Annotated in this window: 13 protein-coding genes; 4 read left to right on the top strand and 9 right to left on the bottom strand. The window is 59.5% G+C overall.

Annotated elements, in window-relative coordinates; genetic code table 11:
• The first annotated feature begins 315 nt into the window (after positions 1–315).
• A complete protein-coding gene (locus NCHU2750_RS21160; RefSeq protein WP_119943769.1) occupies positions 316–1281 on the top strand; it encodes a glutathione S-transferase family protein in 966 nt (321 codons plus the stop codon).
• 21 nt (positions 1282–1302) lie between these two features.
• Here the strand turns inward: NCHU2750_RS21160 and NCHU2750_RS21155 are convergent, their stop codons facing one another.
• The 4 genes from NCHU2750_RS21155 to NCHU2750_RS21140 form a co-directional block, all read right to left on the bottom strand.
• Positions 1303–2664: a sensor histidine kinase gene (locus NCHU2750_RS21155; protein WP_119943767.1), complete on the bottom strand. Its 1362-nt coding sequence runs from the start codon at positions 2662–2664 to the stop codon at positions 1303–1305.
• Positions 2661–3323 (bottom strand): response regulator, encoded by a 663-nt coding sequence (locus tag NCHU2750_RS21150; RefSeq protein ID WP_119943765.1) that lies wholly within the window; start codon positions 3321–3323, stop codon positions 2661–2663. Before NCHU2750_RS21150 ends, NCHU2750_RS21155 begins: the two co-directional genes overlap by 4 nt.
• A 94-nt stretch (positions 3324–3417) precedes the next feature.
• Complete coding sequence (locus NCHU2750_RS21145) at positions 3418–3870, bottom strand: diacylglycerol kinase (RefSeq protein ID WP_119943763.1); 453 nt, start codon at positions 3868–3870, stop codon at positions 3418–3420.
• Complete coding sequence (locus NCHU2750_RS21140) at positions 3867–5561, bottom strand: phosphoethanolamine transferase (protein WP_119943761.1); 1695 nt, start codon at positions 5559–5561, stop codon at positions 3867–3869. Before NCHU2750_RS21140 ends, NCHU2750_RS21145 begins: the two co-directional genes overlap by 4 nt.
• A gap of 118 nt (positions 5562–5679) precedes the next feature.
• Between NCHU2750_RS21140 and NCHU2750_RS30630 the strand changes: the two genes are divergently transcribed.
• Complete coding sequence (locus NCHU2750_RS30630; protein ID WP_162939733.1) at positions 5680–5835, top strand: hypothetical protein; 156 nt, start codon at positions 5680–5682, stop codon at positions 5833–5835.
• An 11-nt stretch (positions 5836–5846) separates the two neighbouring features.
• Here the strand turns inward: NCHU2750_RS30630 and NCHU2750_RS21135 are convergent, their stop codons facing one another.
• From NCHU2750_RS21135 to NCHU2750_RS21115, 5 genes are all read right to left on the bottom strand, one after another.
• Positions 5847–6764 (bottom strand): SMP-30/gluconolactonase/LRE family protein, encoded by a 918-nt coding sequence (locus NCHU2750_RS21135; RefSeq protein ID WP_119943759.1) that lies wholly within the window; start codon positions 6762–6764, stop codon positions 5847–5849.
• 27 nt (positions 6765–6791) lie between these two features.
• Positions 6792–7739, bottom strand: coding sequence for an ABC transporter permease (locus NCHU2750_RS21130; RefSeq protein ID WP_119943757.1), 948 nt, complete (start codon positions 7737–7739; stop codon positions 6792–6794).
• Positions 7736–8677, bottom strand: a complete 942-nt coding sequence (locus NCHU2750_RS21125) for an ABC transporter permease (protein ID WP_119943755.1) — start codon at positions 8675–8677, stop codon at positions 7736–7738. The genes NCHU2750_RS21130 and NCHU2750_RS21125 overlap by 4 nt, the downstream gene beginning before the upstream one ends.
• Positions 8674–10134, bottom strand: a complete 1461-nt coding sequence (locus NCHU2750_RS21120; protein ID WP_119944297.1) for an ATP-binding cassette domain-containing protein — start codon at positions 10132–10134, stop codon at positions 8674–8676. Before NCHU2750_RS21120 ends, NCHU2750_RS21125 begins: the two co-directional genes overlap by 4 nt.
• An 87-nt stretch (positions 10135–10221) precedes the next feature.
• Positions 10222–11229, bottom strand: a complete 1008-nt coding sequence (locus tag NCHU2750_RS21115; RefSeq protein ID WP_119943753.1) for an ABC transporter substrate-binding protein — start codon at positions 11227–11229, stop codon at positions 10222–10224.
• A 243-nt stretch (positions 11230–11472) separates the two neighbouring features.
• On the opposite strand from NCHU2750_RS21115, the gene NCHU2750_RS21110 reads away from it, so the two are divergent.
• Positions 11473–12711: a GAF domain-containing sensor histidine kinase gene (locus NCHU2750_RS21110; protein WP_119943751.1), complete on the top strand. Its 1239-nt coding sequence runs from the start codon at positions 11473–11475 to the stop codon at positions 12709–12711.
• A gap of 2 nt (positions 12712–12713) precedes the next feature.
• Complete coding sequence (locus NCHU2750_RS21105; RefSeq protein ID WP_119943749.1) at positions 12714–13433, top strand: response regulator transcription factor; 720 nt, start codon at positions 12714–12716, stop codon at positions 13431–13433.
• Positions 13434–13452: the final 19 nt, after the last annotated feature.

Raw genomic sequence — 13452 nt, 5'->3', positions numbered from 1 at the left:
ATCGATCTCGGCCAGAGGCCGACACGGGCGCTTGAGGTGGTTTCTGGCTGATGGGCGATAAACCCGATCTTCGTTCAGTGGCTGTCAAAGACCACAGGCATCTCATTTCAGCAAGAGGGTAGGGGATAAGGAGCCGACAGCAGACCGGCGCAACCGCCGAAGACATTCTCTTCACCAATTCATCCCGGGATAGGTGTCTTCATCACAGCGCGTCGGCTAACATAAGTCGATGTCGGAACATCGTCTCAAGTGGAAACGGGCTTCACTTCCCCGGTGACAGGAACGCCCCTCGGACGAAACCTCAGTGGAGAAACCATGCTCGTAGACGGAAAGTGGACAGCGGACTGGCAACCGGTCCAGGCGAAGGATGCCAAGGGCGGATTTGTACGTCAAACGTCGAGCTTCCGGAACTGGATCACCCCTGACGGTGCGCCGGGACCCACGGGCACAGGAGGCTTTGCGGCCGAGGCAGGTCGCTACCATCTCTATGTGGCATTGATCTGCCCCTGGGCTTCGCGAACACTCATCGCACGCAAGCTGAAGAAGCTTGATGGACTGATTTCCCTCTCGGTTGTCGAGCCCGCCCTGACGAAGGAAGGCTGGCGTTTCGGCACCTATCCCGGTGCTGACGAGGATGTCATCAACGGTGCGCGCTATATGCATGAGATCTATACCCGGGTAGATCCGCATATCACCGGCCGAGCCACCGTGCCGGTACTTTGGGACAAGAAGACCGCGACGATCGTGAATAACGAATCCGCAGAAATCGTCCGCATGTTCAACAGTGGTTTCGGCGCTTTCGCCGACCAATCCCTCGACCTCTATCCGCAAGACTTGCGCACGCAGATCGATGCCCTGAACGACCGGATCTATCCCCGCCTCAACAACGGCGTCTATCGCACCGGCTTTGCCACCACGCAGGTCGCTTATGAAGAAGCATTTGGTGATGTGTTCTCCATGCTCGATGAACTGGAGGGTCTACTCGCAGACAAGACCTTCCTCGTCGGCGAGCGCCTGACGGAAGCCGATATCCGCCTCTTCGTCACACTTGTGCGTTTCGACGCCGCCTATTTTGGTCTATTCAAATGCAATCTGCGCCGCATCGTTGATTATCCAAACCTCAGCAAGTATCTGCGCCGCGTCCTCTCCATCCCCGGTGTGGCAGAAACGGTGAATATAGATCACATCAAGCGGGGCTATTACTCAATCGAAAGCCTCAATCCCAACAGGATCGTCCCTGTCGGGCCTGCTCTCCCATTTGCGGATCTGTTGACCGCGTAAAGCGCTTCGCCTATCAGCCCGTCATAAGGGCGATTCGAGATAAACCCTGGCTTCGAAACCATCGCTGCGGTTGCTTGCTGGTGACAAAAGCACCAGACGCCCATTCATCTGGCCAAGCAATCGCTCGACGATCGAAAGACCAAGGCCCGACCCCGCAGCCTCCGTCCGCCCCCGGCTGAAGCGCTTGCGGATGGCGTAAAGCTCGTTCTCAGTCATCGGAGTGGCACCGTTGACCACGCGAACCGGCCCACCGTTCTCCAAAAAGACCTCCACCGGCTCGTCTGCCTTGCCATGAACAAGCGCATTTTCGATCAGGTTTCGCACCACGATCGCAAACGCGTCTTCATTGAAAGGCCCCACCAGAGCCGCATCGGCGGCTCGATGCAATAAAAGCCGCTTCGGTTCTGCCATGCTGCGCCAGAAATCCGTCATCACCATTTCAAGCACATGACCAAGATCGGCGGGTTTGTCCGCCACGCCGATACCGGCCTCGGCGCGCGACAATTGCAAAAGCTTTTCAGCGAGATGGCTGAGCCGGGTCAGCGATGCTTCGATCTGGCCGGCACGATAGCGGTTGGCGCTGTCGGTCAATTCTGTGATCAACATCTGCGTCTGTGCCAGAGCGCCCGCGATCGGCGTGCGCAACTCATGGGCGCTGTTGGAGGTGAACTCACGCTCGGCGTCAAGCGCCGTCCTCAGTCGCGTCATCAGGAGATTGACCGACACCGCGATCGGTTGCAGCTCCCGCGGCAACATCGTGGCATCGATCGGCTCCATATTGCCGCCGTCCTTGGTTTCAATCTCGCGGCGCAAATCGCCAACGGGCCGTACTGCCCGACGCACCACAAGCCAGGTCGCGATAACACTTACCGGGATGAGAAGAAGCAGCGGCAGGAAGAGCGCCTTTGCGCCCTGTTGCAAGGCCTCGTCGCGATTTGCAAACGCATCGGCCACTTGCACCAGTATCTGCTTGTCTTCGCTTGTTGCGGTATAGAACTGGTAAGTCGCGTCCTTCCAGAAACCGGGTTTGAGCGGTGTCTCGAACGGTTGTTCCGGCGCATCATGAGACCTGATCAGCACCCGCCCCGAAGGATCACGTACCTGATAGGTCAGGTACTCATGATCGCCGCTCGAACTTGCAGTCTGCAATTGCTGCGGCGCATCGCCCGGCATGCCGCGTTGGCTGAGATCGTCGACAACCAGCGGAACCAGTCTCTCCGCTGTATCTTGCAGCGTCCCGTCAAAAATCTCCGCAAGTTCCTCCTCCATGACGACAAGCCCGAGGCCCACGGCCAACAACCACAGAAAGGTCACGACCAGAGTAAGCCAGACAATAAGTCGGCGCGTCATGGACGGAGCAGCAGCACCAGGAAACAAAGTCATTGCTCGCGCCCCAGCCGATAACCGATGCCCCGCAGGGTCGCGATATTGTCGCGGCCAAGCTTCTTGCGCAATCGGCTGACATAGACCTCAACCGTATTGCTCTCGACTTCCGAGCCAAAGGCGTAGAGTGCCTCCTCGATCTGCGCCTTGGATACGATCGCGCCGGGCCTCGCCGACAGAGCATCGAGAACCGCCCACTCGCGTCCCGAGAGGGTAACTGCCTCGCCGCTCGCGATCACGCGGCGGTCGGCAGCATCTATTTCCAGATCACCGACCCGCATGAGCGATACCGGCCGGCCACTATATCGGCGGCTGACGGCCAGCATACGTGCCGTCAGCTCGCCGAGATTGAAAGGTTTCACCAGATAGTCGTCGGCCCCGCTATTCAGCCCCTCGATGCGATCTGAGATCTGGTCATGCGCGGTCAGGATGATCACCGGCGTTGTCACGCCGCGGGCTCGCATATCCTTCAGCAATGCGATGCCACTTCCGTCCGGGAGGCGAAGGTCCAGCAGGATCAAGCCATATTGGGTGGTCTCAAGCGCGCCTCGCCCCGTGTCGATCGTCTTCATCCAGTCGACCGCATGATCACCACTGATAACGTGATCACGGACAGCTTCACCAAGCGTCGCGTCGTCCTCGATCAAAAGCACTCTCACTTGCCTGCTCCGTCCCACCGAAATCCGGCCCTATATTCGATATCTAGCAGGGAATGCCGGCCAAATTCGAGCGGGATTGAAATGCTTATAAAGCTCATACCGCAATAATCCGCGAAATCACGATAAAGCCCGCCATCAATCCATTCGCCAGAAGAAGGCACATCACGGCAAATGACCCAAGATCCTTTGCATGCTGCCCGGTGCTGGACCATTCCGGCGAAATGCGGTCAATGATTTCCTCTATCGCCGTATTGAGTGCCTCGGCGGCAACGAGGCTCAGCATGAGGATCACCATCATCACATAGTCGGACAGCCCGGCGCCGACGATGGCGAAGACGACGAGGATGGCCGCGCCTGCGATGATCTCATGACGAAAGGCGGTTTCGCGCAGCAGCCTCAGGGCGCCGCTCAGCGAATAGCTGAGGGCAGCCCCGAGGTGCCGGCTGCCGGTTACCTTGACCACAGGCCGGTTGGGGGATGACCCTTCCTCGGTCTCGGCAACGGCTCTCCTGACTTTCCCGATCGCGGCACAATCGGGAATGGTCATGAGCTCGCTCCATTGATTGATTGCTGCCTGCGGCAAGCGCCCAGAACATCCAGCTCCTGTTTGTAGACAGCAGTCTTCACGTCCATCATCCCGAGCGCCGTATGAAAGAGATTGTCATGAGAGGCTTCCTCACCAGCGCGCTGCAACAGGCAGTCCAGATCGATGGAGGCCTTCATCTCCGAGCCCTCCCACAACACGAAGGGAACATGCGTCTGCTGTGACGGAGCCACAATATAAGGCGCGCCATGCAGGTAGAGGCCATGTTCGCCGAGCGACTCACCGTGATCCGACATGTAGATCATTGCAGGCGCTATTCGATCCTGATGAGCCTTCAGCGCATCAATGACTTCGGCCAGGATATGGTCTGTGTAAAGGATCGTGTTGTCGTAGGAATTGACGATAGCCTCGCTGCTGCAATTACCGAGTTCGGCAGTCTTGCATTCGGGAGTGAAGCGAGCGAAATCGGCAGGATAGCGCTGGTAGTAGGCCGGGCCATGGCTGCCGAGCTGATGCAGGACCAGAACGCTGTCACCCTTCACCTTCGACAGCCAATCGCCCAGTCCGGTGATCAGGCCTTCGTCAAGGCATTCATTCTGGTAGCAGTAACGCGGATCGTTGGCTTCCGAGAAAGAATGATATGTCGTGCGATCGGCAACGGCCTTGCTACCAGTATTGTTGTCCCACCATTCGGTCTTGATGCCAGCATGTCCGAAGACGTCGAGCAGGTTCTCATTCGCCAGCCCGGCACGGTGCGAATAGCCGTGCCGCGTCAAATTGGAAAACATGCAGGGCACGGAAACTGCTGTCGACGTTCCACAGCTCGAAGTCTCTGGAAAATAAGTAATATCCAGCTTTTCGAGTTCCGGATTGGTGTCCCGACCATAGCCCCCCAGCGAGAACTCCTCGGCCCGCGCCGTCTCGCCCGTGACGATAATCAGCACCCGTGGCTTGCCGGACGCCATTGGCGCCGCGACATGCGCATCGGTGCCAAGCGGCGCCGCTACGATGTTCTTGTCGGCCTCGCTGGCCAGCGCGAAGGCAACCGCGTTTCCGATCGGTAGAAAAGGATTGAGTGTGGGGATCAGATCCTTGTGAAGACGAACGACGGAGGCGATGCTGCGAGCACTGCTGACCCCGCAAGCGAGCGCAACGAGAAGAAGGGGGACGATCACCGTCAGGTTCCATCTCACCTTGCCGAAGAAGTTTCGGTGTTCGACCTTGACCCAGCAGACGACCAGAGAGGGAAGGATGGCAAACACCGTCATATGCAGCAGATAGGGCGGCGTAATCAGATGTCCCGCCTCGGACGATGTGGTCTGGGCAGCATTTCGGATCATGTCGACATCAATGATCGTCCCAAAACCATCCATGAACCAGGAAGCGGAAGCGGCCGCAAAGATCATCAGCACGAGGACCGGCTTCAGCAGATATTTGACCGAGATCGCGATCGTGAAAGCTGCGAAAAGGCAGGTCAGCCCGAAAGAAAAAGCAGCAAGTGCCAGATGACTGTCGAAATAGGCATAAGCGCGCGTGAAGAAGGTCCGGTTCGTGAAAACGACCAGATAAAGCGCTGCGGCGACGGCCAGCGTCATGCTCCCGACGCGTGGCCGCACGAAAGAACGGGTGGGGTGGGGAATACTGCTGGTGGACAAGGAGGAGGCTTCCGGCAATTTTTCAATTGCTGGCGGCATCGCACCCAATTCTGACAGTCACCTGAATGTCATAAATCTCGCTGCGGTGTGGATGTGTTCAGCCCCGTGTCAGCTTGATCCCTCATCCTTATATAGTCTCAGCAGGAGTAGGCGTTTGGTGAACTCATTGAAAACCCGCCCAGGCATGGTCTATATCGCGGCCCTCGTGATCGTCGTCTGCTCGATCCCGCTCATGCGCGAGGCAAAGAGGATCCATACGCTTCAAAGCTGGCCAACCGAAAATGTGCAGCGGCACCGCAACTTTATGGGCTGAGCCGGCTTGGTTCATCCCATGCCGACCCCGACTGTCGCCGTGTTGACGACATAGAGAGATCTGGTTGCGGTGATGAACAGGCGATTGCGCCGCGCACCGCCGAACGTTACATTTGCCACCGTCTGCGGAACCAGAATTTTGCCAAGCAGCTTTCCGTCAGGCCCGAAGCAATGCACACCGTCAGCAGCACTGGTCCAGACATTGCCGTAGAAATCGACGCGAAAACCGTCCGGCAGGCCATTGTCGATGGTGCAGTATTCCCTGTCATTTGCAAGTGTGCGGCCATCAACCACATCGAAAGCACGGATATGGCGCGGCCGGCTAGGATCGTGGCTGGATGAAGAATCTGCCACATAGAGAATGCGTTCATCCGGCGAAAAGGCGAGGCCATTCGGCTGGCCAAAATCGGTGAGGACAGCATCCATCTCCCCGGTTTCAGGATCAAGGCGATAGACGTTGCGGGTTTCCTGTTCGGGATCGGCGCGATACCCCTCGTAACTGGACATGATCCCGTAAGTGGGATCGGTAAACCATACGCTACCGTCGGAATGCACCACCACGTCATTCGGCGAGTTCAGTCGTTTGCCTTGATAGCTGTCGGCGAGGACGGTGATCGATCCGTCGATTTCCGTGCGGGTAACGCGGCGAGTGCCATGTTCGCAGGTCACCAGCCGGCCCTGCCGGTCTCTTGTATTGCCATTGGAGAAATTGGATTGGGCGCGAAACACGGAGACGCCTCCACCTTCTACCCAACGCATCATCCGCTCGTTGGGATTGTCGCTCCAGATCAGGCAGCCCTGATCGGCGAACCATACAGGTCCTTCTGCCCAACGGCATTCGGAATAGAGTTCTTCCAGCGGAGATGTCGGGACAATCAGATACCGAAAGCGGTCGTCATGGATTTCGTAGATGGATGGGATCTGTGACATGGCTTTTGTCCGTTTGAAGACGTCGTTTCAGCGACCTGCCTCGCGTCCGCCGGCAAGCAGGATCACGGCGATGATGATGAGACCGGTGAGAATGAGCCTGAATCCGGCCCCGAAGCCGTAGGTATTGAGCATCGACACCACCAGGAACATGAAAAGGGAGGCCCCCCAGATCCCGGGAATGTTGGAATTTCCGCCGGCGACAGCCGTGCCGCCGATGACGACGACCGCAATCGACATCAGCAGATATTCGGAGCCCATGTTGAGGGCGGCACCCCCGGAAAAGCTGGCGAGGAGATAACCGCAGACGGAAGCAAGGACGGCACACAGCATGTAGGTAACAAGCCGGGTGCCATCGACTGGTATGCCGGCCATCCGGGCAGCGAACGTGCTCTGGCCGATGGCCGAGATCCAGCGGCCATAGATCGATTTTTCCAGAAGCACCCAGGCGACGGCCGAGAGGAGCAGCGCCACCAGGGCGACATTGGGGATGCCCAACAGGCCGGACGTGGTGAAATCGGCGAGCGTCTCCGGCGGCTTGATGCGCAGGCCGCGATTGCTCCAGATCGCCACCGACTGGACGATGAAACTCATCGACAGGGTGGCGATGATCGGCGGGATGCGCAACGCCTTGATCAGTGCGTAATTGCCGATTCCAATGAGAAGACCGATGCCGATCGAAGCGAGCAGCCCGACGGCGATCATCCCATCCTGCACGTCCATCAGTTTCAGTGCCAGCGTGCCGGAAAGCGTCATTGTCGCGGGTACCGAAAGGTCGATATTGCCCGGACCCAGCGTGATGACGAACATCTGCCCTATCCCGACGATGACGGAAAACGCAGCAAAGGTCAGTGCGGCCTGCGACAGGCCGAAGGAACTGGCACCGCCGGTAAACAATACGGTGACGACCCAGACGACGATGGTCGCGGCAAAGGACCAGAGCCAGGGCTTTGAGGCAAGAAGGCGATTGAGCGTCATTGGCTCTTCTCCCGCTTTTCCAGACGGTTGAGGGCAAGGCGCAGAGCCAGCACGACGATCAGGATCGCGCCTTGCGCTCCGATCTGCCAGTCGGGCGAGATGCGCATGAAGGACAGGAAGGACCCGGCAAGCGTGAGGGTCAGGGCACCGATCACCGCACCGATCGGCGAGACTTTACCGCCGACAAACTGCCCGCCGCCAAGGATGACGCCGGCGATCGAGAGCAACGTGTAGCGCAGCGCGATATTGGCATCAGCCGACGTGGTAAGCCCGACGAGAGCGATGCCGGAAAGTACCGCGAAAAAGCCCGCCAGCGCATAGGTCGCGGCACGAAGGCCGAGCACGGACCAGCCGGCGCGTTCGACCGACCGATCATTGCCGCCGACGCCACGCATCAGCACGCCGAAGGACGAGCGCATGACGATATAGTGGGTAATGGCGGCAATCAGGACGCTGGCAACGATCGCCATCGGCACGAGCGGTGGCTTGGCCGTCATCAGCCACCGCGCCCATACCGGCGCCGTACCGCCGGGGGAGGGGAGGATGAGGACCGCCAGCCCGCCCCAGACGAAGCTCATGCCGAGCGTGACGACGATCGATGGCAGGTCTCGGACATAGATGACCACGCCGATCAGGGCATAGGCGGCAATCGCTCCGAGGAAGATCAGGATCCCAAGCATCGGCGAGGATTGCAGGAATGTGGCCGCAACGCAGGCCGAGAAGCTGACGAAGGTGCCCATCGACAGATCGAGGTCGTTGACGGACATGATCAGCATCTGGGCAATCGTCGCAAGCGCTATCGGGACGGCGAGGTTGAACAGGAGGTTCAGCCCGGTATAGCTCATGGCGCGTGGCTGCATGTAGAAGACGGCAACAAGCAGCAGGATCAGCGATGCGGCCGGGATGATCAGGCGGACGGTACCGGAAGAGATCTTCATGCCGCATCTCCCTCGCTGAACGAGGCTGCGAGCACGTTCTTCTCGGTGATTTCATCACCAACCAGCTCCGCCACGATTGCGCCGTCGCGGAAGACATAGACCCGGTCGCAGAGCCTGACTTCGTCCATCTCGGTCGAATACCAGATGAATGTGCGTCCATTGGCGGCTTCCGAGCGCAGGATCTCATAGACTTCCTGCTTCGTGCCGATGTCGACGCCCCGCATCGGATCGTCCATCAGCACCGTGCTGGCCGTGGTTGCCAGGGCCCGGGCGAAAAGCACTTTCTGTTGATTACCGCCCGACAGCGACAGGATGCGATTGCCCATGTCGGGCGTGCGGATCTCGATCCTCTGCTTCCAGCCAGCGCCGAGCGTTTCTTCGCGTGCCTTGTCGACCATCCGCCTGGTCGAAAGCTGCCCCAGCGAGGCGATCGACAGGTTCTTGAGAATGCTCCACAGTGGAAACGTGCCGTTCAGGCTGCGGTCACCGGCCACGAAGGCGATCTCGCGACGCTTTGTCGGCCACCAGTTGCTGTTGCGGTCGAGATAGAGGTCGAGCAGCGCCTCTGTCTGTCCATGGCCGCCAAGTCCCGCAAGGCCGATCATCTCGCCGCGCCATGCCTGAAATGCAAGGCCGTGCCCGCGCCGCGGCGGCATGGAAAGCACTGGATCGCCCGTACGGGCCGGCAGGCCGCGTGAAAATTCCTGCTCTCGCACGACATTGCCCATCGCCTCGACGAGGCTGCGCGTGGAAAAATCGGATGCTAAGCGGTCTGCCACGACGCGCCCGTCCTTCATCACCACGATCCGGTCCGAGGTCGAAAGAATCTCGCCGAGAATGTGCGATATCAGCAGGACCGAACCGCCTTCGCCGACGAACTTGCGGATATAGGCCATCAATTGTGCGGCAAGTCCGGCATCGAGCGACGAGGTCGGCTCATCGAGGATGACGAGCTTTGGTCTTTTCTCGATCCCGGCAAAGCTGATGGCGATCTCCACCATCTGGCGCTCGGCAATTGACAGGTCGTCGACCGTGCTGTCGCAATCGATCGCGTGACCGGGAAAAATCTCTTTCAGCTGCGTCTCGACCAGCTTCAATGCCCGGCCACGCCATGCAAAACCTTTGAGATCCGCATGCATGATGCGGGCATTCTCACCAACCGTCAGGTTGGGGCAAAGCGACAGTTCCTGAAAAACGCAGCGTACACCGCTGGCGCGCGCCGCTGAGATGCCGTGCACCTCACTCCCGCCATATGTCAGCGAGCCGTCATGCGGCGTCAGACCGCCGTTGATGACGTTGACGATGGTAGACTTGCCGGCGCCATTGTGGCCGACAAGCCCGACACATTCACCGGCGTAGATGATGAGGTCTGCGCCATCGAGCGCCTTGACGGCTCCGAATGTCACACGGACGTCGCGCGCAGCAACGACCTCTTGTCGCTTCAAGGTTTCACTCATGAAATCGCTGTCAATCTGTGATCGGGGGATGGTGCCGGGGCGCAAGGCGTTGGGCTTCCTTGGCGCCCCGGCACGCGGGAGGCGACGCTATTTCGCGTCGATCACCTTCCGGGCATCTTCAAGCGAATAATCGACATTCGCCACGCCACCCTTCTGGGTGGTCTTCAGGTTCTCTTCCAGATTGCCCTGGTCAATCCGAAGGAACGGCACGACGAGGTCCTTCTTCACGTCTTTGCCGTCGAGGATCTGCTGCGCCACCCAGAAAGCGAGCGTCGAGACACCGGGGGCAATCGAAACCGACATGGTCTCGTAGCCGTCCTTGTCCTTCTGCTGCTTCCACCAGACGAGCTCGTCCTCGCGATTACCCATGACAATAGTCGGTGTGGGCCGCTTGGCCGCAGCGAATGCCTGAGCCGCACCATAGCCGTCACCGCCCTGGGTGACGACGGCCGCCACCTCGGGCAGGCTTGGCAGGATACCGGCTACGGCACGCTGGGCGACGTCCTGCGCCCAGTCGCCATTGACCGAGCCGACAACCTTGAACTGCGGGTATTTCTTCACCCCTGCCTCAATACCGGCATGGATCTCGTCATCGACGGAAACCCCGGCAAGGCCGCGGATCTCGAGAAGATTGCCACCCTTGGGCAGTTTCTTGGCGAGGTAGTCGATCTGGCTTTCGCCCATCGCCTTGAAGTCGACGGCAATGCGCCACGCGCAAGGCTCGGTAACCACGCCATCGAAGGAAACAACCGTGATACCGGCATCGCAGGCTTCCTTGATCGCGCCGTTGAGCGCGGTCGGCGAAGCCGCATCGATGACGATCGCATCATAGCCCTGCAGGATCATGTTCTGGATCTGGGCCGCCTGTTCAGTCGCCTGGTTTTCGGCTGTGGTGAACGGATCTGCTGCGGCCACGATGCCCTTCGACACGGCCTCCTTGGTGACCTTATCCCAGCTCGTCAGCATGGCCTGACGCCAGGAATTTCCGGCATAATTGTTCGACAGTGCGATCTTCTTCGAAGACGTATCGGCGAATGCCGGCGCGCACAGGCATGCAAAGGCGACGGATGCCGCCAGCATCATTCTGATGGTCATGATTTCCTCCCGAATAGCTCCCTGCATATCGTCCGGGCCGCTCCTCAACGGTGAACCGGAGATAATGATTGCCCTGAGCCCCTTTTGCTCAGTAAATCGAGCATGGAGGAGTTTCTTGACATTGTACAGGCGCATCCAAGCACGCTTTGTGCGGGTTTGCGCGCAATATCTGCGGGTTCCCGCAAGACATGCTTGAAAAGCTGACGCTTAATTGGAGGCTGAAGGACTGGAGGAGGTCCGCTTATGCTCAACTCGGCGCGCAACACGCTGTTCGACCGCTATTTGGGGATTTCCCGCCTGCTGGCCGGGCATCTCGATTTCACGTCCATCATCAAGGCGGTGGCTGACGAGATCAGCCATATCATTCCGCACGACCATCTCGACGTCTGTATCAAGCAGATCGACGGCAAATATCACATCGCCTATGAAAGCGGGCTTGAGACGGCGTGGAGCAAGCACCCACCGGCACTTCTGACCGGCAGCCCGATCCGCACATTGCTGACAGGAGAGGTCGACTTCCTGCTGTCGGCCAACGCCTGCACCGACCCGCGTTTTCATTTCGAAGGCGCCTTTGCCAGTCCCATCCTCGAACTGAGGCTCCATAGCCGGCTGCATGTGCCGCTGAAGGTCCAGGGTGACGTAATCGGCGCGCTGAGCTGCTCGTCGCGTGCAAGTGACTGCTATACGATGGAGGATGTCGAGAACGCCCGTGCAGTGGCCGATCTTCTGGCGCCCTATTTCTTTGCGCTGCGTGCCGCAGAACAGGCCAAGCGCTCCGCAGTGATCGAGACCGAAGCCAGCGCGCGGGAGGAAGGCTTGAGGCTTGGCGCATTGAAGCTGACAGAGGCGTTGGAGGCGGAGCGCCAGAGGATCGGCATGGATCTGCATGACCAGACGCTTGCCGACCTGACGCGGCTGACACGAAGGATGGAACGCCTGACGGATCTTGTCTCCGTTCCTGGCGACGCTCTTGAGCCGCTCTGTCGCTCCCTGCAGCAATGCATGCAGGACCTGAGACAGATCATCGAGGAAGCAAAACCCACCGTGCTGCAGCTCTTCGGCGTCGCGGAAGCGATCGAGACCCATCTTGAACGCTCCGTGCGGGAAAGCGGCCAGCCGATCGAATGGCGCATGAGCGACGAAAGCGATGGCAGCCTGCGCGAGCTCGATCCCACCGTCACGGTCGCGCTCTTCAGGATCGTCCAGGAAGCCGTCAACAATGCCATTCGCCATGGCCGGGCGAGCCGCATCACGGTACGCCTGCAGCGGCAGGAACGCGCCCTTTGCATCGATATCGAGGACAATGGACAGGGCATGACAGAATGCCGGCAGATGACCGGCCATGGTATCGACAACATGAAAACCCGCGCCCGACTGATCTCGGCACGGTTCGAAATCGGCAGCAATCCGGCAGTGGGGCAGGGCGGAACCCGCGTCAGGCTGGTGCTGCCGACAGATCATCATGTACTGGCGGAGGTGTGACGATGGATGTCCTGATCGTCGAGGATGATGCATTGCATCGCTCTTACCTGAACGAGGCCGTGCGCGCGGCGTTGCCGGAATGCCAGACCATCATGGAGGCGGGCAACGGATTGACCGGCGAGACCCAGGCGCGCGCGTCCCGCGTCGAGCATGTCGTCATGGATCTGCAGATGAGCGAGCGCAACGGGATCGAGGCGGCCCGCACCATCTGGCGCGAGCGGCCGGACACGAAGATCCTTTTCTGGTCGAACTATTCCGATGAAGCCTATGTACGCGGCGTGGCGCGCATCGTTCCGGAAGGGGCGACCTATGGATATGTGCTGAAATCAGCCTCCGAAGAACGGCTGAAACTGGCGCTGCGCAGCGTTTTCGTCGAGAGCCAGTGTGTCATCGATCGCGAAGTTCGCGGCATTCAGCAGAAGAGCCTCGGCAATTCGCTTGGTCTCTCCGACGTGGAATATGAAATCCTCGTCGATGTTGCCCTCGGCCTCACCGACAAGGCAATCGCCCACCGCAAGCATCTGTCGCTTCGCAGTGTCCAGAACCGCCTGCAGCAGCTTTACGAAAAGCTGGATGTCTACGAGAGCTCGGGACAGGGAGGGGAGGGGTGGTTCAACCTGCGCACGCGCGCAATTGCCGTTGCCCTTTCCCGCCGGGTTCTGAACGCCAGCGCGATCGAACGCGCCGAGCGCGACATGCGACAGGGCGCCGGCCAGGCTTGAAACCTAGAGCGCCGTGCGT

The sequence above is a fragment of the Neorhizobium sp. NCHU2750 genome (assembly GCF_003597675.1).
In the GTDB taxonomy this organism is placed as follows: Bacteria; Pseudomonadota; Alphaproteobacteria; order Rhizobiales; family Rhizobiaceae; genus Neorhizobium.
This window is presented reverse-complemented; position numbering and strand designations above follow the sequence as displayed.